Source organism: Mesorhizobium sp. M7A.F.Ca.US.005.03.1.1 (genome assembly GCF_003997975.1).
In the GTDB taxonomy this organism is placed as follows: Bacteria; Pseudomonadota; Alphaproteobacteria; order Rhizobiales; family Rhizobiaceae; genus Mesorhizobium; species Mesorhizobium ciceri.
Genome location: NZ_RZRO01000095.1, coordinates 1 through 25,732 on the forward strand (window position 1 = coordinate 1; position 25,732 = coordinate 25,732).

The window sequence follows — 25,732 nt, forward strand, 5'->3', positions numbered from 1 at the left end:
CTCTGAACCGTTCTGGCCATGACGCCGGCGCGTTCTTTACCCGTCCAGGCGGCCACCAACGGTCTCGGGTTCGGAGGTCATGTCGAAGGCGTTGCGAGCCGGCACCCGCGCCAATCATGAAGCCTGTCAATTGGTACCTTGAACAGAAACCGTCCCTGCCTGGACGTCGTCCTCTACAGGTAGAGCAGCCAAGCCGGACGGCGGGGCGGGGATATCGATCTTCACGGTATCGCCTGGCTCGATCGGCGTCGTTTCCTCAGCCGTGAGTTCTTGCGAGCCGCTGTCCGTCGTCCTCACGATCTTGAAGATCGGCTTGGCCCTTTCGGCGCGCTCTCTAAGGGCGAGCAGAGCAGGGGCCGTGACCTCGGTATCGTGCAACAACTGCACCGCGGTGTTGGCCTTGCTGGTCACTTCATTGAGCTGCAGTTGCGTCTCGCGCAAGGCAGCAGCGACTTCGCTGGCTTGGCTATTGCCGAGGTTGAGGATCTCGATGTCGGTCTTGCTTATCTCCTGCCTGACTCGCAAGAGCGAGGTCTCGGCAACCAACCTGTCGCTCTGCATCTGTGCGACCGTTCCCCGTAGAGAGAGTTCCCGCGGTGCAACCGCCAGCCCCTTCTGGACAAGGGCCGAAACACCCGCGAGTTCCTTCTGGATAAGTTCGATCTGTTGGTCGTGGAAGGCCATCTGCTGGCCGAGCGAGGTCAGTTCCTTTTCGAGGAAATCCTTGAGTTCGCGCAGGGCACGGAGTTGCGTCGCCATGGCGTCCTTGCGGACGGCGAAGATCTTGCGCTCCTGCTCCATCGCCACCGCGACCTTCTCGTTCGAAGCTCTGTCCTTCAGTTGCGCAGGGAAGGCGATGTCGTCGCTGCCAGCTAGTTCTGATTCCAGCCGTGCTTTGCGGGCGAGCAGACTGACGTTGCTCAGCGCCAACAAACCCACATCGCCCTGACCCACGATGACTTCACGCTCGAGCCTCGACATGTCTTCCTCGCGTGTTCGCAGGCCGCCGGCGATTCCCAGCGCCTGCAGCACCGTCAGCCCGGGCCTGTAGGGGAACTCGCCTGGCTGCGTGACGTAGCCGACAATGTAGAACGGCCTGTACTGGACAATCTCGACAGCGACATCCGGCTGGCGGCCGAGGCCCATGTGCTGCATCAGGCGGTCGCCGATCGCGCGGGCGAGGTCGCCGGGGGCGGTGCCCTGCGCGCGTATCTGGCCGACAAATGGAAGGAAGAGCGTGCCGTCGGCACCGACGACGAAACTGTCGTTGAGAGCCGTCCATTCGAAGATCACGTCGCGTGATGCGCGCCATTCGTAGACCTTGAGCCTGACCTTGTCCTGAGGTCCGAAGAGGTACTCGGCAGCCACCGTCGGCAAGGGGCAGGCAGCCGCCGCCAATGAAGCCGCCGCCACTGTCACAAGCCATTTCCGCATTGTCTTCCCACCTTCAGATTTTCAGGATGTATTCGGGTTCGATTCGTCCCATGGCGATGTGCCGGATCGCCAGCATGTTACCCCTGAGCCTGCCCCTGCGATCGATATACGGCTCAGGCCGCAGGCTCTTTGCGAGATTCGCGGCGATATTCCTGAACATCAGCGGAAGTGCGAAAGAGGCCGGAACGGAGCCCTTCCTGATCAGATAGATCGCATTCGCAACCTGGGAGTAGCCGAACCGCTCGCCGCTGACCCGCCCTGTCTTGATACCGAGATGGACGCCCGTGATCGCGGTCACGCAGACCACGCGGCCTTTGGATCTCATTTGGCTGGTGAAGTCGATGTCTTCCTGCCAGCCGTACAAGACGAGGCGCTCGTCGAAGCGCAAATCGCCCACAAGCGAGGAACGCAAGGACATGTTGCATCCGTATGCTCCGACATGGTCGACCACCGGCGGTCCATCATGTTTTTTGCCCTCGTTTTCCCGCAAGGCGGCTTCGGCATTTTCCCAGGTGAGGCCAGCATTCGTGGCACCGTCCCTGACGACCGTGCCCATCACCACCGCCCATCCGTCATTTTCCACGAAAGCTTTCTCGACCTGCTGCAGATATTCGGCGGACGGAACGAAATCATCGTCGAAGAATGTGATGATGTCGAAGCGCCCCAGGGAAGGTACGAGAGCCCTGTTCCGCTGGGCAGCCAGTCCTTTCGGTCCGAAAACGAGTGACACCTGGAAAGGACAGCTTTCCGGCAGGTCGACATGCGAGGCGTCGGGCGCCGACACTATGACCTCATCAGGAAGCCTCGTCTGGCCGCCCAAATATCCAAGCAAACGCCCGACCTGTCCGCTGCGGCCAAGCGTCGGGATGATCACTATGAGTCTCATGCTCGATCCAGCTTCGGTTCCGCCGAAACCTAGACCGACGAGTGGACCGACACAGCCTGCATAAAAGGAGACGGGAGGAGCCTGGCCTACCGCCGGACACAGGCTTTCGGAGTATCCCGGTGACGGACCACATCCGCAAGTATTAGATGGCCATGCGCCCGTAGCGGTGTGTAGCCGATCGGACAGCTTGCCGGAGCAACGACATGGAATGGAGACTGCCAGCCTTATGAGGCTAGGGGGAACCATGCTCCACGAACGCTCTTCCGATTTGGCCGTCGCTGCCAAGATCGATGTATCCATCGAAGAATTGCCGGCCGCGCCGGGGCCCGGCTTCGACAGCAATGCCAGGATAGCGATCGTTCATGACTGGTGCCCGAATTTCCGGGGAGGGGAAAGGGTTCTTGCGCAAATCTGCAAGCAGTTCCCCAACGCCGAAGTCTTCACGCTTTTCGATTTCCTGCCACAAGAGGTGAAGGAGCAATATTTCCACGACGTGGAATTCCATACGTCTGCGGCCAACCGGATACCGATGGTCCATAAGTTCTATCGATCCCTCTTCTTTTTCTGTCCCTTTCTGATCGAGCAATTCGACGTGACGGGATACGACGCGGTGATCTCGTCGTCGGCCGCCTTCTCGCGCGGCGTCATCACCAGGCCGGACCAGCCGCATCTGTGTTATGTGCACAGTCCCGTCCGCTACGCCTGGGATGAACAATTTTCCTATCTTCAGCAGGGACGGCTTGGTTTCGGCCCCAAGGGAATGCTCTATCGCTACATGCTCCATCGCCTGAGGACATGGGATACGAGAACCGCGCACGGTCCGGACCTGATGCTGGCGAACTCGAATTATGTCCGCTCCCGTATCCAGCACATTTACGGGCGCCAGGCGCGCGTCGTTTTCCCCCCGGTCACACTGGGCGAATTGCCTTGTGTGGAGGATAAGGACGATTACTACGTTTCAGCGTCCTTCCTCGCCCCCTACAAGCGCACCGACCTTGTCATCCGGGCCTTCAACGAAATGCCGTCGCGGCGACTGGTCATCGTTGGCGAAGGGCAGCAATCAGCCTGCTTGCGGGCGCTTGCCGGTCCCAACGTCACCTTCTCGGGCTACCTGCCCCGGAAAGACTATGTGGACACCCTGGCGCGGGCGAAGGCGATGGTGTTTGCGGGCTGCGAGGATTTCGGCATAGCGCTGGCCGAGGCACAGGCCTGCGGGACGCCGCTGGTCGCCTTCGGTCGCGGCGGCGCCGTCGACATCGTACAGCGGCTAGGATCATCCTCCGAGCCGACAGGAGTGCTGTTCAAGGCTCAAACGGTCGATCACCTCAAGCAGGCAGTGGAACGGTTCGAAGAGAATAGCCATGCCATTGCGCCGCACGCTTGCGCCAGAAATGCAGGACGTTTTTCAGAAGAGAACTTCGACCGCGCGATCCTGGAATCGCTAGACGCCGTCCAGGCACTTCACGAGATCATGTGAATTCGGGAGCCCTGACGATCTTCGTTTCCGTATCGACGCCGTCTGCGGCCGCCATCGCCTGGAGATAACGCAGGCCCGTCGCCCTCCAGCTGTATTCCGCGGCTCTCGCCTTTCCCTTGCCCATCATCTGAGCGCGCAGGGCCTGAGAAGTGCGAAGCTGCACGAAACTGTCGAACCATGCGTCCTGGTCGTCTGGGGATGCAAACAGCGCTGCATTGCCGCAGACTTCAGGCAGGCTGGCGCGGTCTGAAACCACGACAGGACAGCCGACGGCCATCGCCTCGAGGGCTGGGAGACCGAAGCCCTCCGTGAGCGAGGGGAAAGCCAGGCATAGCGAGTCCCCGAGGAGGGCCGCCAACTCGCCATCCGAAATGCGGCCGAGCCAGTGGATGTTTCGCGCTTCGGTCCTGGCGGATCCTGACCTAAAGACGCGCGAATCCGACATGCCGACAATCGCGATTCTGAGTCCGGCTTCGCCAAGACGATCAGCCATGTTCAGGAGGAGATCCAGATTCTTGTGAGGTGCGGCACTGCCGATCAGGACAACGGTTTCCCGCGAGGCCGCCAGCCGCGTCTGTGCTGAGTGTTCAGGCTCCCACCGCAAGGCATGCTCATGGCCGTTCGGCGCCACGAAAGCCCGCTCTGCCGGGATGACGTCGCGGCGAACCAGTTCATCCAAGGAGTAGTTGGAAACGGTCGAAATACCGCACGCCGTCTTGCCGAGGGCGGGCAACAGATTCCTGTAAAGAAGTCTAAAGGCAAATGAATAGCTCTGCGGGGCATTCCAGACGTTTGCATCATGGACGCAGACGATATGCTTGCGGGAAAGCAGCGGCCCTGTGTTGCAGAGGCTGAGCAGTCCGCTGCCATCCAGGGATGAGGGGAGCTGCACCTGTTCCCAGGCATGCCCGTTCATGCCGCCGATCTCCCGACGCTCGATGCAAGCCAGGGGGAAGTCTCCGGACCCTGGAGGGTGGAGCAGTGCAAGCTCGAGGCCGCGGGTCAGCGGGTTCTGCTCGGCCAACAAGGTGTCGAGAGCGCGCACGACCTCGCGCGCGTAACGCTGAACGCCTGTTGTCGGCTGCGAAAGAAACCGCCCATTGATCGTCCAACGTCGCGCCATGTCGTCCACCCCTTGGAACTTTCAGTGTGGAACCGTCAAGACGCCAGGTCACCATGGCCATCGGGTCATTCGGCTAAGTGGCAATCATCCGGATTGGCGACGTCGGACAGCGTACCTACCTCGAACGTTTAAGGGCCTTGGTGTTCCTGGGAATGCTAGTCTGCCTAGGGTGCCGGAAGGTCGGGGAAGCTGGACATGGCCAAGCTCGGGTTCGATACGAGGGAGTCGCCGCAACCAAGATCGGCCTGGCCGGCGAACAGACACCGTGCCGACACGCCCCTGGCCAGATCCGCTGTCGCCGGCGCCGACTTCCTGATCGGCCATCCCGCTGCGGTGTGCGCGGACCGGGAAGCGCCGAGACGGCGCTGGACGATAAATGGAGACTTCACGACGCTTCGGCCAACCGGTGTGGCCCGTTACGCCCGCGAGGTCACCTTGGCTCTCGACGCCCTCATTTCAGAAGGGCATCCGCTCGGTCGCGACCTGGAGATTGATCTCGTGGTGCCGCGTCCGCTTTCGGAACCTTTGCGCCTCGATGCCATCCCCGTCCGGGTCGTTCCTGAATTCAGCAGGCCGCGACTGCCGCAATTTTGGGTGCAGGCGCAGTTGCCCTGGCATGTGCCTGGAGGATTGCTGAGCTTCTGCAATCTCGCTCCCGTCGCGCTGAGGCGCCAGATCGCGTGTATCCATGACATGCACACAAGGCTCATGCCGTCGAGCTACGCGCGAGGATTCCGCTGGGCGCACCGCTTGATCCTGCCGGCACTTGGCAGGCAGGCCGCCCGCATCACGACCGTCTCGCAACTCTCACGCAGCCATCTGATCAAGTTCGGAATCGCGCCAGAAGAAAACATCGTCGTCACCTACAACGGCAGCGACCATGCGAACCGGTGGGATGCGGCGAGATCAACTCTGGCCGTCGACCGGAGCAGGCCGTATGTCCTCTGCTTGGGGAGGCGGGACCAGGAATATAAGAACATGGGGCTTCTCGCCAGGCTGGCCCCACACCTCGACGCGATGGGTCTTGACCTGTGGATGCCAGGCGATGTCGACGAGGCCACGCTCCTGAGGTACATCCCGCAAATGCCCGGAAACATCGTCCTTCCTGGCCGCATAGGGGACGACGACTTCAAGAAGGCGCTCGAAGGCGCCCTGTGCTTCCTGTTCCCGTCACGGATCGAGGGCTTCGGGCTGCCGGCGGTCGAGGCGATGGCTTCGGGCTGCCCGGTCGTGGCCTCGACCTCGCCATGTCTTCCCGAAATCTGCGGGGATTCGGCCCTTTATGCCGATCCCGACGACGTCCAGTCATGGGCCGAAGCCATCCGCCTGTTGATGCTAGCCCCAGACTTGCGGCAGCGTTTGGTTACCAAGGGGAACGCCAGGGCGAGCAGTTATTCCTGGCGGTGGATAGCGTGGAAATACCTCGAACTCATGATTCAGGTCGACGCCGATTTCGGGGAGTTCGGCGATTGACCGGCGGCCAGTCTTCGGATTGACCTCCAGGAGAGCACGATGGACGAGAACGACTTGCGAGCATTGGTGGCAGCCGCTCATCGCGCGCGCCGGCCTCGCCGGGTAACCACCGATCCTGGCCGCAGACCGAAACCCGTGCCGACCATTTCGATCTGCATCCCGACTTACAACCGCTCGTCCATGCTGGCGGAATTGTTAGACAGCATCATCGCCCAAGCTTTGGAGGACGAGATCGAGGTCGTGGTCAGCGATGATGCTTCACCGGACAATACGGTCGCCGTGGCCGAAGGCTATAAGGGTCGCATCAAGCACTACACCTTGCTTTCCCAGCCGAAGAACTTGGGAGTGGACGGCAATTTCCTGGCGGTCGTGGAGGCGGCGAAGGGCGATTACATCTGGCTGATGGGCGACGACGACCATCTGGAACCGGGCGGGCTAGCACGGGTGCTGGAAGCGATCCGGCGTTGGCCCGGCGTAACCGGTCTAACGCTAGGCGTGATCGACTATGACGTGACGATGACGCGCCGGACCGGCATCCGTCGGATCCCGCCTACACAACTGATCGCCGATGCCGGTACGCTGTTCGCGACGATGGGTGATCTGCTGGGCTTCATGTCCGCCCTGGTGATAGACCGTGCCAAATGGAATGAGATCGCATCCGAGCCTAATGTCTCGGAATTCAAGAATTACTACGTCCAAGTTTATATCATCGGCCGTGTTGTCGAACGGTTTGGAAAATGGGGCGTGGTCCAAGAACCTTGTGTCGGCTATCGGTCGGGCAACGACCAGTTCAATATCAAGTTCGGATGGCTGGATCGCCTGAAGATCGACGTTGCCGCCTATGATCAGATTGCTTTCGCGTTGTTCGCGGACACACCCGCTGTGTGCGAAGCGTTTCGCCGCCGGATATTTGATACGCACGTGATGGCGCGGTTGAACAACGCTAAAACTGCGGGGGGACGGACCATCGCGGTGAGCGCAGCGATCAGGTACCTGTACGGCCGTTACCATGGAATGCCGCACTATTGGACCCGCGCAGTGCCGACGCTCCTTGCGCCGCAATGGATCCTGCGGAACGCACGGTCCGCCTACAAGCGGCTGTCGCCCAACTCGGGCGCGTTCCGAGCGCGTGAAATGTCCAACTGATAGATAGCGGCAGCGGGGGGTGCTACCAGATTGAGGATCGCGTCAATGGGCGCAAAGGATGAAGATCGTGCAGAAGAACGGACAGGCCACCGCGAGGCCGACCTCGTAACAGAACGGTTGAGGGCTGATCGCCGATGCATTGGACCATATGACTCAAGGGGATGCTGGGGTCCCTGGGGTGGGGCGATCTTCTCAACAATAGGCACGGTCAGCTTCGGACTGATAACCCGGGTGAACGCGGAATACCATCCGGCCGCCCGGACTGCTGGGGCAAGGAGGTTCTGGCACAATCCTCAGCTTTTGAGGCTCATATCCGCCTACGCCATCGGCTACATCCACATGTCCGGAGTGGTGAGCGCCGCCCATATTGAGCCGGGTGTCTTGGACATTTTCCGTTTCGGGACGGATCTGTTCATGGTTCTGGCCGGTTTTCTTACCGCGCATGTGCTTGGGAACAATGGCAGGTCGGCCGGCGCCTATTTGCGAACGAGGCTCATTCGAATCGTGCCCTTGTATTGGGGCGTCACGATTCTCGCATTTCTTGTCGAGAACTACGCGATGAAAAGCCATCAGAGGACCTTGTCCGAGCTTTTCATGTCGCTCGCCTTCGTCCCCTTCGGACCCTACCCCATCTTGTATCCGACGTGGACCTTGCTGGTAATCGTCGAATTCAGCCTGATCATCGCAGCTTTCCAACTCGTCAGCGTGAAATATGGGATCCTCTATTCCGCCGCCTTCGCGGTTCTTCTTGCGGTCGCGGGCGAGACATCAAGCATTGAGAACCCCATTTTCGTATTTTACACCAATCCGATCCTGATCGATTTCGCTTTCGGCATCGTCATCTTCAAGCTTTCCAACTCCGGGCTGTTCCCTTTCAAACTGCCGCGGAGCGGGGCCGTTACCCTCGCGGCGGCGGCAGTCGCCTTCGGAGCCTTAGCAGCAGTCTTGCGTCCTTTCTGTTGGCCGGCGCTGCCCCGTCTCCTCGCGCTCGGCATGCCGATGTCGGTCCTGTTGCTGGGGGTTGTCGCTCTGGAGCAGCTCGGTGTCTTCAGCGACTCCAAGCTCTTGAACTTTCTCGCCAAATGCACTTATGCGATCTACTTGACCCACTGGTTCGTGGCTATCGTATCCGAGAAGCTCGTTGCCGAAAGCGGAGATTCGGCGCGGCTCGCCTCGGTGCTGTTGTTCGTGACGCCCATGGCCGTCACCTGCGTTTCGGTGCTGGTTTATCTTTTTGCTGAAGTGCCGCTGACCCGATATCTCTCCGGCCGCTTCACAGGCAGCTGAATGAGACGGAGAGGCTGGCGATGAGGTTGCACCTGCCCCTACGCCTTTGGTCGATTGTCATCCCCTAGCCTTTTAGACGGCATGACCTTCCAGCCGATTTGTTGGAGGATGGGCCTGGAAACCAAGTCTTTGTCCTCGATCGTGGCGTGGTGCCTGTGCTGGCCCACATCAGGTCGCTCCGATAACCGAGGCGACCAATCAGGTAAGGGGAGCCTGTGCTGATGCCCAGCATCAATGTAGTCATACCCTGCTACAACGCTGATCGGTTCCTCGCGCAATGTATACGCAGTGTGCTTTCGCAAGGCATCGACGATCTCCGGATTGTTGTTATCGATAACGCGTCAACAGACGACAGCGTGGAAGTGGCACGCCGACTTGCCGCCCAAGACAGCCGGGTTGAAGTCGTGTGCCACGCCAGGAATGTAGGGCCAATTGCGTCCTTCAACGAAGGCGTCGAGCTTGCGCGAGGAGACTACTTCATCCTTTTGTGCGCCGACGATCTCCTGACAGACGGCTCGCTCCAACGCGCCGTTGATGTCCTCGAAAGCAATCCTGGGGCTGCTTTCGCCATAGGGTCTGATCTCAGCATGATCGAGGGGAAGGATTTTGCCGAACCAAGTCAACCAGATGGATGGCGCGTAACGGCGGGTGCCCGGTTCATTGAAGACTGTTGTCGTCATCTGGGCCATCTGGGAGTGTCCCTGGCCTTGGGAGCGGTGCTGGTCAGGATGACTGCGCAAAAGGCGGTGGGTCACTACCGTGCGTCACTCGCGCACGCGCCCGATTTGGAGATGGTGCTTCGCCTCGCGCGGTTGGGTTCAATCGTGGAATTCGAGGGCGCGCTCGGTATCCGACGCGTGCACGCAGCACAAATAACGGTGGTCCACTTTTCGGACAAATTAACGCAATTGAAAGAACGAGAGGCGGTATTCGCCAGCTTCTTCTCGTGCGAAGGCGCTGCCATGCCGGCGGCATCGGGGCTTCGTCGCATGGCAATGCGCCGGGTTGCCGATGCCGCTTATTGGTCGGCAGTCTCTCATATTGTCCGAGGAAGGACCGCTTGTGGCGTCGAATTGCTTAGATATAGCTTTTCGCTGTCTCCGATATTGAGGCTGTTTCCGCCGCTGGGCCATCTTTATCGAACGAAGGGCGCCGTCAGACGGGCCTTGGCAGTGGTTTCCGGTCGGTCGGGCTCGTCCACCCGCCAAGTGGAGCATGCGGATACAGCATAGTGCTGATCAAATCCTGTCGAGTGCCACTTTAGAGAGGCGCCCGCCTCCCTACACCATTTGTGATGACAAGCTGCTATCAGCCACCTGGCCTGCCTTGCGGAGCCAAGACAGGAACGGGCCATAGCACACATCGCAGGAAAAGAGGCTGGCGAATACATGCGCGGTACCCTCGGATTTCTGACGCCGAAGTTCCACATTGCTCAACAGCGCGATGACCGCCTGTGCAAAGTCTGCACCACCATTGGCCACGATCGCTCCCTCATCAAGTTGGTGGGGGTCACCTGCGTCCACACCTATCGAGGTCGTCACGAGGGGGCGGCCGTAAGACATGGCCTCGGCCACCTTTATCTTGACGCCGGCGCTGCCGGAAACGAGCGGGGCCACGACAAGCTGGGCGCGCCTATATTCGGGAGCGAGGTCCGGGAGCGCTCCCACACACTCCAGGCCGGCCGCCGGCGTAACCTCACATGTGAAGGCGGCGGTTCCGACGATGCGAACCCTTGCCGTGGGGCATGAGGTTCGAACAGTTGGCCAGACCTCCTTCAGGAACCACGACAGTGCGGCACGATTTGGCTCTGTGGCATTCCCGACGAAGAGAACGATGGGCTCATTGCTGTCGGGTTGCTTTTCGTGATTGTCGAAGCCCATGCCAAGAGAGATCACGCGTGTCACCCCGAGATGGTTGCGGGCGTAGGAGGCGTCATCCTTGCTGTTGAAACCGACACACTCTGCCGCCTTCAGCGAGTTTGACAATCTCTTTTCCTCAGTCCAATTCTTGTCCGGGCCGGGGGTTGCGCCGGCCTCCCAGCGCGCTGCCCCGTTGCGGTGCTGAAGATGGCCAACAAGTGAGAAAACCCTGTGACCGTTGCAGGAGAGGCAAGGAGCGAAATGCACGGCATCGTGGAACAGTATGACGGCGTCCGGCCGTCCAGCTTCGATACGGTCAAGCACCCACTGAGTCTCTCCCTTGGAAAAGTTCTGGTCCGTCATTGGGGAAACAGGTGCGGTCTTCCGTCCAAGGAACGATCCGGCCAGATGCCCGGACCGAAGCAACTCCGTGGATAGAAATGTTCTCTGGCCCAATCTGATACTTCGACGAACCTGCCACGAAGAAAACTGCTCTATTTCATATACGCTCCTACAGACTGGACTCCTTCGGCCGCGCGCTATGTTGGATACATACCCGTGTACCTCGTGGCCGGACTTCAGGAGATATCGCCCGAACGCCTGGATATAGGCGCCGTCTCCGCCGAAGAACGCGTCGTACGGATAGCTATGGACGATTGCTATACTGGCCATTTGCCCTCCAAATAGCTTCTCTCTCGGGCCTTCGCCGGTCGAAGTCGCGGGCTGCGTCAAGCGCCGGCCCGCGCCTCGCCTCGAAAGCCCAGCAGCACATCCTGAAACAGCTTGAGCTGCCCCAAGACGAACAGCAAGACGAATGCATAGATACTGATCAGAACCAGCCCGCCAGCCGCGAGCCGCAGAAGCGAAGGAACCTCCGGGCCGAGATAGCGCTGCACTGCCAGCGCACCCACCGAGGCCACGATGCCGGCCATCCATGGCCTCATGATCGTCCGCAACAGATCCCCGACTGAAACCGGCGTTCCGTGCAGGCTCCACACCAGGTGTGGATAGAGCCAGAGCACCAGCGCCGTCGAGTAGCTCAGTGCAACGCCCTCGGGGCCGAAGGAGATTCCTGCGCAGTAGGAAGTGATGACGAGAGGGGCGATGGCGAAAGCCAGATACAGGCTGCGCTTCTGCTTGCCGGTCGAGATGAGCAGCCAATATGTAGGGTTGATGATCCCGAACACCAAGATGGTAGGCGTGAGCAGCCGGAAGATGGTCGCCGCCCCCGTCCATTGCGAGCCCAGCACCACGGTGATGATCTCATGTGCGAACAGGAACGAGAACATTGTGATGGGAACCGTCACCGCGATGACGATCGAATATCCCTTGAGGTAGAAGTTCCGCAACCGCGCGGGATCATGCTGCATTCGTGACAACGCCGAGAACAGTACCGCACCGACGGCGCTGTTGATGGTCGCCGTAGGGATGCCAATCAGCTGGAAGGCCCGGGTATACAATCCGAGCGACGCAGCGCCCCAGAGCCGCCCGAGAAGGACTTTCTCCACATTGTAGCCAATATAGACAACGAGGTTGTTCAGCGTGACGATTCCACCGAAATGCAAGAGCGAGCGAATATTGGCGCCGCGTCGAGGCCATCCAGGAATCCACCCGGTGGCGATCCAGCAGCCCAGGCTGTTGATTGCCGGCGAGATAAGTGTCGGGGCGATCAGTGCCCAGTAGCCGTAGCCACGCAACGCGAGCAGCACACCGGACAGGATGCCCACGCACAGGGCACCCGTTTCGATCGCGCTGAGTGTGACATAACGCAAGTCGCGCTCGATCAGAGCGGCATGTTGCACGCCGGCCGCGTTAAGCAGGAAAGCTGGAGCGACCGCGATGGCGATCCTGAGTAGACGCGGCTCATGGTAGAAGGCTGATATCGTGTAGGCACTCGCGGCGCAGAGCAGCGCGAGAAAGACCCCTACCAGTATGTTGATCCAGAACAGTGCCGAAACCTGGTCAAACGAAATCTCATGCTTTTGGATGGTAGCGGAGGAAAGCCCGGCGGTGGTGAAGACGTCGAAAATGCCTGTGAGTGCCACCACCATCGCGACCAGGCCGAAATCGTCAGGGCTGAGCAGGCGTGCCAGGATGGCAATATAGCCCACCCTGAGAATCAGGTTCACCCCCTGGCTCACCATCCTGGCGACGCCACTTTGAATGGCTTCCCTTTTAAGGTTGCGGGGTTCGCCTTTGGCACTGAGGGCCTTGTGGGTCATGTATCACTGGCTGCATACGCGCTTGTTTCCGTTTGAGCTGCCGTAGCATGCCCCATGTGAGCGATTGCCTCGCCAGGCACCCGTTCCAGCCAAATTTCTCGCCACCAGGGATAGACGGCTCTTGGGCACTGCATCCGGCAATCGCTATATCTCGAATTGCACCAGACTTTTTCCAGGATGACCGCCGGTCCCCTGAGCCGGTTGAGAAGTCCGGTCTTTTCATTGACAAACGCTGTTACTCGCGACCGGACCCTGAAAGTATGGTCGCAATAGGGGACCATCTCGGCGTCGAAATACAGGCCACGGTTCTTATTATCCGTGTCTAGGGTCTTGAGGATTTCTTCATAGGACTTAACCCTGATCAGCTCCCCCGGTTGGAGATCAAGCTTGATGGTTGGAACCGGCTGGCCGGCAGGTATCGATCCCCGATATCGTGGGAATGAAACGCCACCGTAAATGTGCTGCACCTTGTCATACAGCCAGCTGACAATCACGGAGAGCCTCCCGAGATGCAGACGGCCCATGTAGTGATAGATACTGAATACTGCTGCATAGATGAATCCGACCAGGAGACGCTTTTTGCTGGCATTTCCCGATGCATAGTCTTCCACATACTGCCGGGCATCCCACCAAGAAAGTGGGGTGGTCGCATCCAGAAGTTCTGTGGCTTGGCATGAGTATCTCGGACCACCTGAAAGTGGCTGGCTCTTGGCGCGCGTACCAGCCAGCACGTCGCTTTCCGTGCAACCTTTTCCATTCGCCGCGTTGGTTCGCGGCGCGATTGCCTCGTCCGAGGACGCCACAGGCCTGAGCCATGCCTCTTTCCAGAAGACCAGGCACGCTGCCTGACAACCTCCAAACGCGTTGCCGTCGCACCTCAGATTTTCAAGATGGATGCCTCCGGATAACTTGCGTCCGCCAGCAAAATTGATCGTGTCACATGTCTTGTGCGCGCGCTTGTAAACACGAAAGCGGTGACCACAATATTGAAACATCTGTGGCATGAAAGGAAGCTCCTCAAGTCGACCATTTCTGTCGAGCGTAAGAAGGATTTCTTCCTTGGACCGAATCTCTACCCAGTCGCCGACCCTCAGTGACATGCAGCACTCCCGTCCACAGCGCGCTCCGCAACCAATGTCATTTGCCTAGTGCCGTACCATAGCATCCCTGGAATCCGACAGCCGTCCCCGAATTAGCGGTAGCTACCTTCCACTTTTGACGGAGTGGAGCCATGGCTGTCACATCACTACGATCCTTCTCTCGGACCCGAACGGTCTCCGAGGCATTTGGGCGGGCTGGTAAGGGTTAGGTGCGGTCGGGTGGAGGCCAGTCCAAATAGGCTGTGCCATGACCACCGTCTAAAGGGGTAACGAGAGCCCGCGCTCAACCGTATGGGCAAATTGCGCGAAATGTGTGCAGTCCCCACTATCCCGGATCTCGAAATCGGGCAGGGAGGCTTGTTGCCGTGTCGTTTCGTCTCGCAATCGTTGCAGCCTGCCTGCTGGCAACAGCCGCGCCTGCATCAGCCGATTTCCTCTGGGGCATCAATGGCCATCCAATAGTCTCCTATCCGGGCATTCCGGTGGAAAGGCAACTCGACTTCATCAAGGATCTCGGCCTGAAATCGTACCGCGTCAACGTTTCAGGCGTGGACAACGCGGATATGCTCTCCAACCTCGTCGACGCCGGGAAGGCGAGAGGGATCGAGATCCTGCCCGTCATCACGCCTGCGGTCGCCGATCTGGACAAGGATAGTCCGGAAGAGCTCTACGCGAGCACCCGGAAACTGGCGGTCACCCTTGCTACCAGGTTCAAGAACGACATCCGTGTTTGGGAACTCGGCAACGAGATGGAAAACTATGCCATCATCAAGCCCTGTGAGAAACGCGACGATGGTTCGCAATATCCATGTGCATGGGGACCTGCGGGCGGAACAGGACCGCTCGATTACTACGGCCCGCGATGGGTAAAGGTGAGCGCTGTCTTGAAGGGCCTGTCCGACGGCATGACAGAGGTCGATCCGAGCATAAGGAAGGCGATGGGCACCGCCGGTTGGGGCCACACCGGAGCGTTCGTGCGGATGAAGCAGGACGGGATCGCCTGGGATATTTCTGTGTGGCACATGTACGGCGATGACCCGGAATGGGCGTTCCGTGAAATCTCGAGATACGGCAAGCCGATCTGGGTCACCGAATTCAACAATCCTTATGGAAGTCAGCGCAGCGAGCGCCAGCAGGCTGACGGCATCAAGCAGACGATGACGCGGCTCAGCGAACTCAAGGACAAATATAAGGTGGAGGCCGCGCACATCTACGAACTGCTCGATGAGGCCTACTGGGCCCCCGGCTTCGAAGCCAATATGGGATTGGTGAGGCTCGTGGCTCTCTCAGATGGCAAATGGCGGACCGGCGAGCCTAAGCCTGCCTACAAAACGGTACGGGACTTCACCCGCGGCCCCCTGCCGATACCCAAGCCCCATCGGGACTGCGACCCCGAGGCCGCGGCTGCGGACCAGTCCCTACCGGCGCGGCAGGCAAGTTTCGTCTACTGCCTCATTCTTGGCCGCAAGGGCGACACGGCCAGCGTCAATCAGTGGTCGGCGGCACTTGAAGACGGAGCGACCAAACTCCCCGACATGATCATGGAAATGATGCGCTCGCACGAATTCGAAACCAGATATGCCACGATCGGCCTGACAGACCGCGCCTATGTCGGGTTTCTATATCTGTTGCTTCTGAACCGGTCCGCGGACGGCAACGGGCTTGAAACCTATACCTATCAACTGCGTCAAGGCTCAATGACGCGTGAGGCCGTGGCCTTCGGAATCGCCACGTCGGCGGAGTTCAACACCGGACACGCCGCGATGCGCGAAACATCCGCGGTCGCGGGGCCTGGGTGAAATCGAACCAACAAGCGCTAATTGAGTCTCGGATCGGGAATGCTGATGACGAGGCCGATGGAAGCATCAGCGACGGTGATCAGAAGAAAATCCTCCGAAAGGATTAGGCTCGGACCACCCGAAAGGTGCACTGGCGGCAAAGGCTTCGTCCAACAGGGCATCCTGATCGCCTATTGGCGTTCTCCCTCACTGTTTTCAGCCCAAGTAGCCTTCTGGCGATCACTATCGGCTTGAGAGGTGCGCGATGAAAGTCATGGTAACCGGCCATCAAGGCTATATCGGCTCGGTGATGGTGCCGATGCTGTTGCGTGCAGGGCACTCAGTGACGGGCTATGACAGCGATCTCTACCGGCGCTGCACCTTTACAGCAGGGGGCCAGCGGGCTTCAATTGCTTCAATCCAAAAAGACGTCAGGGACGTAGATGCGCGCGACCTCGAAGGGGTCGATGCCGTCATCCACCTGGCGGCTCTTTCCAATGATCCGCTGTCCGACCTTGATCCGGACATCACTTACGAAATCAACTACAAGGGCAGCGTCCGCTTCGCGAAGGCGGCCAAGGACGCCGGCGTGTCGCGCTTCCTGTTCGCCTCATCATGCAGCAATTACGGACAGGCCGGCGACGGGATGGTGGACGAAACGGGCGAACTGAAGCCGGTCACGCCCTACGGCTGGTCCAAGGTGCTTTCCGAACGGGACATTTCTGAACTGGCCGACAGCAGCTTCTCTCCCACCTATTTCCGTCCCGCCACGGCCTATGGCCTCTCTCCCCGGCTCCGCTTCGACATCGTGCTGAACAATCTCGTGGCCTGGGCGGTCACCAAGGGCGTCATCCTGCTGAAATCCGATGGAACGCCGTGGCGGCCGATCGTCCATATCGAGGACATTTCCAGGGCGTTCATTGCCGGGCTGGAAGCGCCCCGCGAGACCATTCACAACGAGGCCTTCAATGTGGGGCAGACGGGCCACAACTACAGGATCCGCGACATCGCCGAGATTGTCGCCGAGGTCGTGCCGGGCTGCCGGCTTGAGTTCGCGTCCGATGCCGGACCCGACAAGCGCTCCTATCGCGTTAACTTCGACAAGATCGCGCTTGCCCTTCCTGCCTTCAAGCCGCAATGGGATGCGCGCAAAGGGGCCGAGCAGCTCTATCATGCCTACCGAAAGTCGAATGTCACTCTCGACGAATTCGAGGGGCCGCGCTTCCAGCGTATCGGCCACATCCGGTATCTTTTGGCCAACGGACTTCTGGACGGTCGGATGCGGGTCGCCGAAGCCTCGAAAAGACTGGAGGTAGCGGCGGGATAAGCGGTGTGGAACAGGTGAATCCCGGCGGACTCGGCTCGCCGCCAGCGTCCGTCAGCCTCGGCCAGGAAATCTATGCCTTGGCCGAACGTCTGTTTCCGATCTGCAGGAGCATCACCGGAGATGGTGTGCGACAAACGCTGGACGTCTTGTCGGGGCACATCGATTTGGAACGGCATGAAGTGCCGACCGGGACACAGGTTTTCGATTGGACCATTCCCAAGGAATGGAACATCCGCTCGGCAAGCATCACAGGCCCGGACGGACAAACGGTCGTGGATTTCGCTGACTCCAACCTGCACATCGTCAACTACAGCGTACCCTTCAAGGGGATACTGCCGCTCGAAGAATTGAGGCCGCATATCCATACGCTGCCGGAACAACCGAAGGTGATTCCCTACCGCACTTCCTATTACACCCCGACATGGGGCTTCTGCGCAGCCCATGACCGTGTGGCCAACATGCCCGACGGTCTCTATCGGGTGGAGATCGATGCCGAATTCAAAGACGGCAGCCTCGCCTACGGAGAATACTTGCACCGCGGGCAAACAGAACGGGAATTCCTGCTTTCGGCGCACATTTGCCATCCCTCACTCGCCAACGACAACTGTTCGGGCCTGGCCCTGCTGGCAGCGCTCGCAAGAAGCCTGAAGGCAAGGGAAACACGATACAGCTATCGCTTCCTGTTCGCCCCGGGCACCATCGGCGCGCTCGCGTGGCTGTCGCGCAACGAGGACCGGACATGTCTCATCGACCATGGTCTGGTGCTGTCATGCGTTGGTGACGCAGGAAGCCCGGCATACAAGCGCAGCCGCCGCGGTGACGCGCTCGTCGATCGCGCCATGGCACACGTGCTCGGGCGTCTAGCTGGGGCAAAGATGCTGGATTTCTCCCCTTACGGTTATGACGAGAGGCAATATTGCTCGCCGGGCTTCGATCTTCCGGTCGGCATGTTCCAGCGGAGCGTCCACGGCACATTCCCCGAATACCACACGTCGGCCGACAATCTTGACTTCATCAGGCCGGAGCATCTCGAGGATTCCTTCCGCATCCTGACGGACGTAATCGACATCATCGAAGAGGACTGGACGCCGTTGAACCTCTTGCCTAAAGGCGAACCGCAACTCGGCAAGCGCGGCCTCTATGCAGCCCTGGGAGGGCAGAAGTCGTCGGGCGCAACGTCGATGTCGCTGCTTTGGGTGCTAAACCTTGCCGACGGGCAGCATTCGCTTCTGAGCATGGCGGAGCGTTCGAACCTGCCGTTCAAGGAACTCGCCGCCGCCGCCAGACTGTTATCGGGACATGGTCTTTTGGCAGCAGCCTCATGAGGCCGAGGCGCCGGTTCGCCGTCTGACAAGGGGCCAGGACTTGTCCCTTTCCGACATTGCTGTCGGCATCAATGGCCAGCGGATCGAAAAGGCCGGGTCATTGTAGAGGACGCCCGTCGACGCGTGGGGCGCATAGAACTGCGATATGAGATAAGAGACCTCGGTGCCGTCCGTAAGGGTCTGCAGGCCGTGCGCGAATCCGGCGGGGATATAGACCTGCTTCATGTTCTCGGATGTCAGCTCGAAGCCAAGCCACTTGTAGCGTGTCGGTGAATTCGGGCGCAGGTCCACGACGACATCAAAAATAGCGCCGCGGACACAGGAGACCAGCTTGACCTCGGCGTAAGGCTCCTCTTGGTAGTGTAGCCCCCTGAGAGTTCCCTTTTGGACCGAACAGGACCGGCTGTGCTGGACAAATCGGGTCGCCAGACCGCAATCCGCCATCTCCTTTTCGCAGAAAAGACGGGTGAAAAAACCACGGTCGTCAACCATCAGTGTAGGCTCGATCAGCCAGACACCTTGAAGCTCCGTTTCGGTAAACAGCATGCACTTGGATCCCCCGTGCCGAGCAAGACCGGCGCGGCAATTGTCAGCGTCGCCAGCCGACGCTGGAAGGGCTACCTAAGCCTTAGGTGGCCTCTTCGATAGCGGTATATCCGGATGACGGCTTTACCCGTTCGGCGGGCCTCGCGCCGGCATTGCCGCCGCCCGCTCGCTATTAGGATTAAGGCACCCGACGGATTGGCAAATCGAACCAGGGGGGGCTGTATCCTAACCTGTGGCCATCTGCCTGCGGAGGCGCGGCAGGCATCGGTTCTGCGTAGCGCACCGCGTCTCCGTTTTCTAACCAGCAGACAGGAGCAGGGGGAATGAACATTCAGGCAGTCGAAATCGTCCGCGATCATAGTGCGGCAAGCCGGAATGTCGGCTGCAGGCTCTGCGGGTCGCGCCTGCGCCACACCCTGGTCGATCTTGGCATGTCGCCGCCGTGCGAGAGGTTCCTGCAGCCCGACCAGCTCGACCAGATGGAACCTTACTACCCGCTCAACGTGCTTGTCTGCGACACGTGCTATCTGGTGCAGCTCAAGGAGTATATGAGCCCAGAGACCATCTTCAGCGAATACGCCTACTTCTCTTCGTTCTCGACCAGCTGGGTGGCTCATTCGAAACTTTATTGCGAGACGATCACACGACGCCTTGGGCTTGGCCCTGACAGCCTTGCGGTGGAACTCGCAAGTAATGACGGTTACTTGCTGCAGCATTTTCTGCCACTCGGCGTTCCTGTGTTGGGCGTCGAGCCGGCAGCCAATGTCGCGCGCGCCGCGATCGAGAAGGGGGTGGCCACCTGGGTCGACTTCTTCGGCGTCCGGCTGGCAAATCAAATGGTGGGCGAAGGACTTCGCGCGGACCTCATCATTGGCAACAACGTCCTGGCGCAGGTGCCAGACCTCAACGACTTCGTCGCCGGGGTGGCGATCCTGCTCAAACCGGAGGGCATGGTCACTCTCGAATTCCCACACATCGAGCGGCTGATGGCGGAGAACCAGTTCGACACCATCTACCACGAGCATTTTTCGTATTTCTCACTGTTGACGGTCGACCTGATGGCGGCCCGTCACGGGCTGCGGCTGATCGATGTCGAGGAACTTCCCACCCACGGTGGGTCGCTGCGGGTCTATCTCTGCCACGAAGGCAGTGCCTGGCAGAGGAAGGACAGCATCGCCCAATTGCTCGAGCGCGAAACCAGGCATGGGCTTGGAGAGATGTCGACCTACGCCTCTTTCGGCTACAAGGCGCAGCGCGCGAAGCGTGATCTCTTGGCATTCCTGATTTCGGCCAAGGAAGAGGGCAAGACGATTTGCGGTTACGGCGCGCCTGGCAAGGGAAACACGCTGCTGAACTACTGCGCCATCGGCACCGACTTCCTGGATTTCACAGTGGACCGCAACCCGTACAAGCACGGGCGTTATACACCTGGAATGCACATCCCGATCAAGCCCGTCGACGAAATCGACGAGGCTAAGCCAGACTACATCCTCATCCTTCCGTGGAATCTGAAGGACGAGATCATTCAGCAGATGCGCCATGTCGCCGCTTGGAACGCGAAATTCGTAGTGCCGATTCCTTTCGTGACCGTAATCGATCCGTCGGAGTACGAGAAATGAAAGTCATTCTTTTCTGTGGCGGTCGCGGGACCCGCATTCGCGACTATTCCGAAAGCATCCCAAAGCCGATGATACCGCTCGGCCACCAGCCGATCCTGCGCCATGTCATGCAATGGTACAGTGACTATGGGCATGACGAGTTCGTGTTGTGTCTGGGCTACAAGGCCAACGTGATCAAAGACTTTTTCTTGAACACCCGGCCGCAAACGTTTTCCGATTGCGTGGTTACGCGAGGAGGCCAGGACGTCAAGCTCCTCGGCGACACAATCAAGGACTGGAGCATCACTCTGCTCGATACCGGTATTTGGCGCAGCATTGGAGAGCGCCTGTGGGCTGCGCAGGATCACGTCAGGAACGAGAAGATGTTCCTGGCCAACTATTCCGACGGCCTGACCGATGTCGACTTGGACGACATGATCAGAAAATTCGAGGCCAGCGGCAAGATCGGCTGCTTTCTGGCAGTGCACGCGCCGCTGACTTACCATTTGGCCGACATCGCGGAAGATGGCCGCGTGCGCGAGTTTCGTGCGGCCGAGACATCGGAGATCTGGATCAATGGCGGCTACTTTATATTCCGTCCGGAAATTTTCAACTACATGCGCGACGGGGAGGAACTCGTTGTCGAGCCGTTCAAGCGTCTGATCGATGACAACATGCTGATGGCGTACAAGCACGAGGGTTTCTGGCGTTCAATGGACACGCTGCGCGATTGGCAATCACTCGAAGACATGGTCGAAAAGGGCGACATGCCCTGGAGTATGATAGCCACCGCCGAGAAGAATAGGCGTAGTATGGGGTTGGCCGCATCATGAAGGGGCTTGGTCTCGGGCGTGGCGGCGAGGAACTCTCGATTCTGTGCGTCGGGGCCCATTCCGACGACATTGAGATCGGCGCGGGAGGCACAATCCTCAGTCTGATCGCGTCGGAGGTCAAACTTCACGTCTACTGGTGCGTCTTAAGCGCCGGCGGCCAGCGGTCGGCCGAAGCCAGGGCTTCGGCCGAAGCCTTCCTCGAAGGATCCCATTCGTCCACGATCGACGTTGCGGATTTTGAAGACGGCTATTTCCCAGTTCACAGCCGATCGATAAAGCATTGGCTGATGGACGTAAGATCAAGGGTTCATCCCGACGTGATATTAACCCATGCCAGGTTCGACGCCCATCAGGACCATAGGGAGGTCAACCAACTGACCTGGAACGTTTTCCGCGATCACCTTGTGCTCGAATACGAGATTCCGAAATGGGACGGCGATCTTTGCCAACCCAATGCGTATGTGCCGATTGCAGCCCACGTGCTGGAACGCAAGATCCAACTCCTTCACGAGCACTTCGGGACACAGCGCTCAAAGGACTGGTTCGATCGGGAGACATTCGCCGGGCTTGCGCGGTTGCGTGGAATGGAATGCCGGGCACCCGAGCACTTTGCGGAGGCCTTCACGCTTAGGAAGGTCAAAATATTGTAGCGATAGCCCTCCGGGGTCGCTGTCGCAAGGATTGGTCCCCCAGGACGGCACGACCAGTTCCACGAGAGAGCAGCAACCTGGTCCTCGCCATTGACGAAGTGTCACTTCCGGCTGGTTGCTGGACAGTGAGGCAGGAGTGCTTTGGACGCCTCGCAATGGTTAGTCTTTAGGAACAGGACATATGGGAGCTGGCTATATGCGGGGCGTCCACCACGGGTGTCCAGCGGGACGGAGGTCCCTCAATTGTGCAGCAATCATCCCCCAGATCAGACGCTACGCGAGAGCAAAACGGCCCGCACGATTTAACCAAAGTTAGCGTCTCATTTGCTTCGTCACTCCACAGCCAGAGATCCTTCGGCGAAGAGATCGTTGACCTTGTAAGCGACTTCCGTCCGGTTGGTCGCCTTAAGCTTTTTCATGATGTTGCGGATGTGCACCTTCACGGTGCTTTCTCTCAGGTTCAGCTCATAGGCGATGATCTTGTTCGCCTTGCCGCGTCGGAGCGCCTGGGCGACCTCAGCCTGTCTGAGCGTGAACATGCCTGTCAAAGGTGTTTCAAGGCTGCCTGAATCTATCAGGTGCCGCATGGACAGGACACTACTTGCAGGAACGAAAATGCCTCCTGCCACCGCAAGATTGATCGCCTCGACACAGACGTCGATCCCGACAGAGGTCGGAATGTAGCCACGTGCGCCACATTCGAGAGCCGCCAGTATCTGTGCAAGGTCTTCTGTGTCGGCCAAGATCACCACAGGCACCGACCTGAACTCGGACGAAATGCGCCTGATCTGATCCGCTATGCCATGGTCGGTGACTTTCCGGCCGCCCAGGTTGAAAAGAATGGCTGCAAGGATCATCCCCTCTTTCACGCGCCATTCGTCTATCGAACCCTTGGCCTCGACGGCCATGCCGAGTTCGTGGTCTTCCAAGGCCGATGCCAGACATTCGCGATCTAGCGCCCTTCCGTCCAAGATGAGGAGGCATTCTCTGCCTACTTGTTCATGGACCGTTGCTTTTCCGCCGGACGGAATTCCTGCCGGCTCTACCGAAGTGTATTTATGCAGTTCTACTGTGGAACTCATACTCTAACCCACCCTTTTCCCAACAAAATTCGCCCTGAGGCGGCAATTAGCCCCTCACTCGCCAGTTTCTTCAGAAAGTATAGTAATGCCCACCCGTTCTGAGAGCCTGGCTGGAATTGTCCAACCTGGTGCACCCGCTGTTCCTCATTCCCAGCCAGAACAGCGTGAGTAGCTTATGGGCTATTCACAAGCGGGCGCTAACATAAGTTAATTTTCGGTAAATTTTTGAGCCACGAAATCCCGACGCCTACCGGGAAACGCGAAGCCAGGGCGGCCGCGCCGCGCTTGTGCCGACACAGATACGCGTTGCGAAGGCTCGGGCTGAGGTGGCCACCTGAGGACCATCCTCCGTCAGCAAACACATATCCAGAACGGATCCGGCATTCTGGATCTCGGCTTCCAGCGCGTCGATCAGTCTTTCGACAGCTTTGCTGGCAATATGGCTGTCAGGGTACTTGGCTTTCACAGTGGCGCACTCGTAGATTTCCTTGAATTGCCTGACCCTGCTTGGGTCCGAACATGCGATATACATCGTGGGTGTCATATCGCCTCTCCTCCTTATGGTGGATTCTAGACAACCCGCCCGTTGCCAGCCTTCGGTCCGTCACGCGCATTTCTTAGTGCCGACATAGATGCGGCCATTCAGCCCAGGATCGCATTTTGCGCCGGCCACTGCCTTCACCATCAAGGGCAAGGGCGATGGAGACGAGCGCGTCCGCTACCTCCCTTCGCGGGTGAAGGCTACCCCCTTTGACTCTCTTGCGGGGGATACTCACCTGCCGAAAGATTGGCCATCGGACAGCTTGCTGTATCCGCTCACCGGGAACTCGATCGGCATGCAGGTGTCTTTGCCGGGACTGCTAGTATGCGCGGCTATTTTGCTTGTTGCGTACTATTCAAGGGGAATGCTGATCATTGGCTTGATCGCTTCCCAGGCTTTCGGTGCGACGGCCGTGATGACCCTGAGCTTTCTGGGTGGCTCATCCCCCTTGATCTACACCTTATTCGCGGGCCTGCTCGTCACGGCCGTCGCCGCGAGACGGCGTATCTGGTTTGATCTTGGATTCGTGTTCGGAAGCATCGGGTCGATCTGGGTCCTTACAAGCCTTATGCTTTACGCAATCATCGGATCATGGCTGTTTCCGAGGTTCTTTGCGGGACAGACGACCGTATTCGTGCAGTCCAAGAACCGTGGAACAGTCGTAGAAGATTCATTGGCGCCCGTTTCAGCCAACATTTCGCAGACGGGCTACTTTATTCTTGGTGGCCTCGCCGCGATAGCACTTTGCGCCCTGCTGCTGCACTCCAACCGGATCGATCAAATCAGGCGCGGCTTCTTTTTGTGGTGCGGCCTGCACGCGGGAATGGGGCTGATCGATTTCATTGGCAAGACCGCGGGGGCGGGAGACTTTCTGGCCCCGATCAGAACCGCCAACTACGCGATTATATCGAACGCGGTCGAGGCAGGCTTTGTGCGGATCACCGGGCCTTTTTCGGAGGCCTCTTCGTTCGCCAGCGTTTCTCTCGCCTGCCTGGCATTCTGCTACAGCTACTGGAGAAAGACCAAATCACCGCTTGCGAAATGGCTGGCCGGAATCCTGCTCTTCTTGTCCATTCTGTCGACTTCATCGACGGCTTACGTCGGGCTGACACTGCTATGCATCCCCGTTGCGTTGTCCATGCTACAGTCGGTCATCAGGGGAAAAGTTGCGCGCGAAGAGATACTGATAATAGCTCTCATGGTGGTGGGCGGGACCGCCGTACTGGGCATTAGTCTTTACAAAGCCGAGGCGTTGGACCCGTTCGTCAGACTGATCAACAGCACCATCATTAACAAAGCGGATTCCGGGTCAGGCCATGAGCGCACTTATTGGAATGTAAAGAGCCTGCAGTCGTTTCTCGATACGAGCGGACTGGGCGTTGGTTTCGGCAGTTCAAGGGCATCGAGTTGGCCGATCGCTGTCCTGTCGCAGTTGGGTCTGTTTGGATCGCTGATGATAGTGGCCCTGCTCTATGTCGTGACCAGAGGCCTGGGCGCGGTTCGGGAACGGGTGGATGCAGAGACAGATGCAATCGTGACGAGCGTCAGGAATGCTGCCCTTGCAAGCATAATTGCAATGTCGGTGTCGGGTGGCAGCGCTGATCCAGGCATCCTCTTCTTCATCGCACTTGCAGTTGTTTGCGCCACGAGAGCCCGTGCTCGGCGCGGCGTAGCCGCCTTGGAACGAAGCGTTCCGGCGCCGGGCCACGCCACCGTCAACGTCCTGTAATCCAGTTCCGCCGAATTGGCTTCGCGGTGGCAAAGGTTCCTGGCGATGTGCCAGGCCCCCGTCCTGTGCAATATCGGCAGCGAAGTCGAATAAGGGACGGTCGTCGCGATCGAGCGTGCGACAGTACCGCGGCGGTCGCTTGCGAACGAGTAGAAGGGCTGCCGGCAATGTGCATTCGAAGCTTGCGTGGCTGTATCGAGGAGGTGCAGCAGCATCGTGCGGCCTTCTCCGCTTACGTGGTCTCGGGGTATAAAAGTGATCAGAAGCCGCTGCCGTAAGTCAAGTGCGGCCAGGACAGCTGCACAAAGCTTGCTGC

The 25,732-nt window shown here is 59.1% G+C and carries 20 protein-coding genes; 12 read left to right on the forward strand and 8 right to left on the reverse strand.

Translation table 11 applies throughout. The annotated features are described in order from the left end of the window. Positions 1–126: 126 nt before the first annotated feature. Together EN990_RS28195 and EN990_RS28200 are read right to left on the reverse strand one after the other, a co-directional pair. Complete coding sequence (locus EN990_RS28195; protein ID WP_127388452.1) at positions 127–1,434, reverse strand: polysaccharide biosynthesis/export family protein; 1,308 nt, start codon at positions 1,432–1,434, stop codon at positions 127–129. 13 nt (positions 1,435–1,447) lie between these two features. Continuing rightward, positions 1,448–2,320 carry a glycosyltransferase family A protein gene (locus tag EN990_RS28200; RefSeq protein WP_063170851.1) on the reverse strand — a complete coding sequence of 291 codons (873 nt, stop codon included), beginning with the start codon at positions 2,318–2,320 and terminating at the stop codon, positions 1,448–1,450. Between the two features lie 244 nt (positions 2,321–2,564). Here EN990_RS28200 and EN990_RS28205 point away from each other — a divergent pair, with 244 nt between their 5' ends. Beyond that, on the forward strand, positions 2,565–3,797 hold the full coding sequence (locus tag EN990_RS28205) for a glycosyltransferase (RefSeq protein ID WP_127388453.1): 1,233 nt from the start codon (positions 2,565–2,567) through the stop codon (positions 3,795–3,797). Here EN990_RS28205 and EN990_RS28210 read toward each other — a convergent pair. Beyond that, positions 3,790–4,920, reverse strand: coding sequence for a glycosyltransferase family 1 protein (locus tag EN990_RS28210; RefSeq protein ID WP_024505415.1), 1,131 nt, complete (start codon positions 4,918–4,920; stop codon positions 3,790–3,792). The genes EN990_RS28205 and EN990_RS28210 overlap by 8 nt on opposite strands. A 195-nt stretch (positions 4,921–5,115) precedes the next feature. On the opposite strand from EN990_RS28210, the gene EN990_RS28215 reads away from it, so the two are divergent. The 4 genes from EN990_RS28215 to EN990_RS28230 all read left to right on the forward strand — a co-directional run bounded on the left by EN990_RS28215 (position 5,116) and on the right by EN990_RS28230 (position 10,058). Then, on the forward strand, positions 5,116–6,393 hold the full coding sequence (locus EN990_RS28215) for a glycosyltransferase family 1 protein (protein ID WP_024505414.1): 1,278 nt from the start codon (positions 5,116–5,118) through the stop codon (positions 6,391–6,393). 39 nt (positions 6,394–6,432) lie between these two features. Then, a complete protein-coding gene (locus EN990_RS28220; RefSeq protein WP_206519171.1) occupies positions 6,433–7,539 on the forward strand; it encodes a glycosyltransferase family 2 protein in 1,107 nt (368 codons plus the stop codon). Between the two features lie 231 nt (positions 7,540–7,770). After that, entirely contained in the window at positions 7,771–8,826 is a 1,056-nt protein-coding gene (locus tag EN990_RS28225) for an acyltransferase (RefSeq protein ID WP_164766168.1), read from the forward strand. Positions 8,827–9,047: 221 nt separating this feature from the next. Next, positions 9,048–10,058 (forward strand): glycosyltransferase family A protein, encoded by a 1,011-nt coding sequence (locus EN990_RS28230; RefSeq protein WP_024505411.1) that lies wholly within the window; start codon positions 9,048–9,050, stop codon positions 10,056–10,058. 48 nt (positions 10,059–10,106) lie between these two features. On the opposite strand, the gene EN990_RS28235 is transcribed toward EN990_RS28230, so the two are convergent. From EN990_RS28235 to EN990_RS28245, 3 genes are read right to left on the reverse strand one after another with little or no spacing between them, the layout of a single operon-like run. Further along, on the reverse strand, positions 10,107–11,357 hold the full coding sequence (locus tag EN990_RS28235; protein WP_127368463.1) for a glycosyltransferase: 1,251 nt from the start codon (positions 11,355–11,357) through the stop codon (positions 10,107–10,109). A 56-nt stretch (positions 11,358–11,413) separates the two neighbouring features. Continuing rightward, positions 11,414–12,907, reverse strand: a complete 1,494-nt coding sequence (locus EN990_RS28240) for a lipopolysaccharide biosynthesis protein (protein WP_024505409.1) — start codon at positions 12,905–12,907, stop codon at positions 11,414–11,416. Further along, on the reverse strand, positions 12,904–14,007 hold the full coding sequence (locus EN990_RS28245) for a hypothetical protein (protein ID WP_024505408.1): 1,104 nt from the start codon (positions 14,005–14,007) through the stop codon (positions 12,904–12,906). Before EN990_RS28245 ends, EN990_RS28240 begins: the two co-directional genes overlap by 4 nt. A 365-nt stretch (positions 14,008–14,372) precedes the next feature. On the opposite strand from EN990_RS28245, the gene EN990_RS28250 reads away from it, so the two are divergent. From EN990_RS28250 to EN990_RS28260, 3 genes are all read left to right on the forward strand, one after another. Then, positions 14,373–15,806, forward strand: coding sequence for a DUF4214 domain-containing protein (locus EN990_RS28250; RefSeq protein WP_024505407.1), 1,434 nt, complete (start codon positions 14,373–14,375; stop codon positions 15,804–15,806). Positions 15,807–16,050: 244 nt separating this feature from the next. Then, positions 16,051–17,112, forward strand: a complete 1,062-nt coding sequence (locus EN990_RS28255; protein WP_127366507.1) for an NAD(P)-dependent oxidoreductase — start codon at positions 16,051–16,053, stop codon at positions 17,110–17,112. Between the two features lie 14 nt (positions 17,113–17,126). Next, positions 17,127–18,437 carry a DUF4910 domain-containing protein gene (locus EN990_RS28260; RefSeq protein ID WP_064994814.1) on the forward strand — a complete coding sequence of 437 codons (1,311 nt, stop codon included), beginning with the start codon at positions 17,127–17,129 and terminating at the stop codon, positions 18,435–18,437. On the opposite strand, the gene rfbC is transcribed toward EN990_RS28260, so the two are convergent. Further along, the gene (gene rfbC / locus EN990_RS28265; protein WP_024505404.1) at positions 18,432–18,983 is read right to left on the reverse strand and encodes a dTDP-4-dehydrorhamnose 3,5-epimerase; all 552 of its coding nucleotides are present in this window, start codon (positions 18,981–18,983) and stop codon (positions 18,432–18,434) included. The two genes, EN990_RS28260 and rfbC, sit on opposite strands and share 6 nt — an antisense overlap. A 323-nt stretch (positions 18,984–19,306) precedes the next feature. Between rfbC and EN990_RS28270 the strand changes: the two genes are divergently transcribed. From EN990_RS28270 to EN990_RS28280, 3 genes are read left to right on the forward strand one after another with little or no spacing between them, the layout of a single operon-like run. Next, entirely contained in the window at positions 19,307–20,602 is a 1,296-nt protein-coding gene (locus EN990_RS28270; protein ID WP_127388454.1) for a class I SAM-dependent methyltransferase, read from the forward strand. Further along, the gene (locus EN990_RS28275; RefSeq protein WP_063170845.1) at positions 20,599–21,414 is read left to right on the forward strand and encodes a sugar phosphate nucleotidyltransferase; all 816 of its coding nucleotides are present in this window, start codon (positions 20,599–20,601) and stop codon (positions 21,412–21,414) included. Before EN990_RS28270 ends, EN990_RS28275 begins: the two co-directional genes overlap by 4 nt. Continuing rightward, on the forward strand, positions 21,411–22,064 hold the full coding sequence (locus EN990_RS28280) for a PIG-L deacetylase family protein (protein WP_127369616.1): 654 nt from the start codon (positions 21,411–21,413) through the stop codon (positions 22,062–22,064). The genes EN990_RS28275 and EN990_RS28280 overlap by 4 nt, the downstream gene beginning before the upstream one ends. A 332-nt stretch (positions 22,065–22,396) precedes the next feature. Here EN990_RS28280 and EN990_RS28285 read toward each other — a convergent pair whose 3' ends face one another. Then, positions 22,397–23,095: a response regulator transcription factor gene (locus tag EN990_RS28285; protein WP_244507031.1), complete on the reverse strand. Its 699-nt coding sequence runs from the start codon at positions 23,093–23,095 to the stop codon at positions 22,397–22,399. 683 nt (positions 23,096–23,778) lie between these two features. Between EN990_RS28285 and EN990_RS28290 the strand changes: the two genes are divergently transcribed. Further along, positions 23,779–25,416: a hypothetical protein gene (locus tag EN990_RS28290; RefSeq protein WP_244507007.1), complete on the forward strand. Its 1,638-nt coding sequence runs from the start codon at positions 23,779–23,781 to the stop codon at positions 25,414–25,416. The last annotated feature ends 316 nt before the right edge of the window (positions 25,417–25,732 follow it).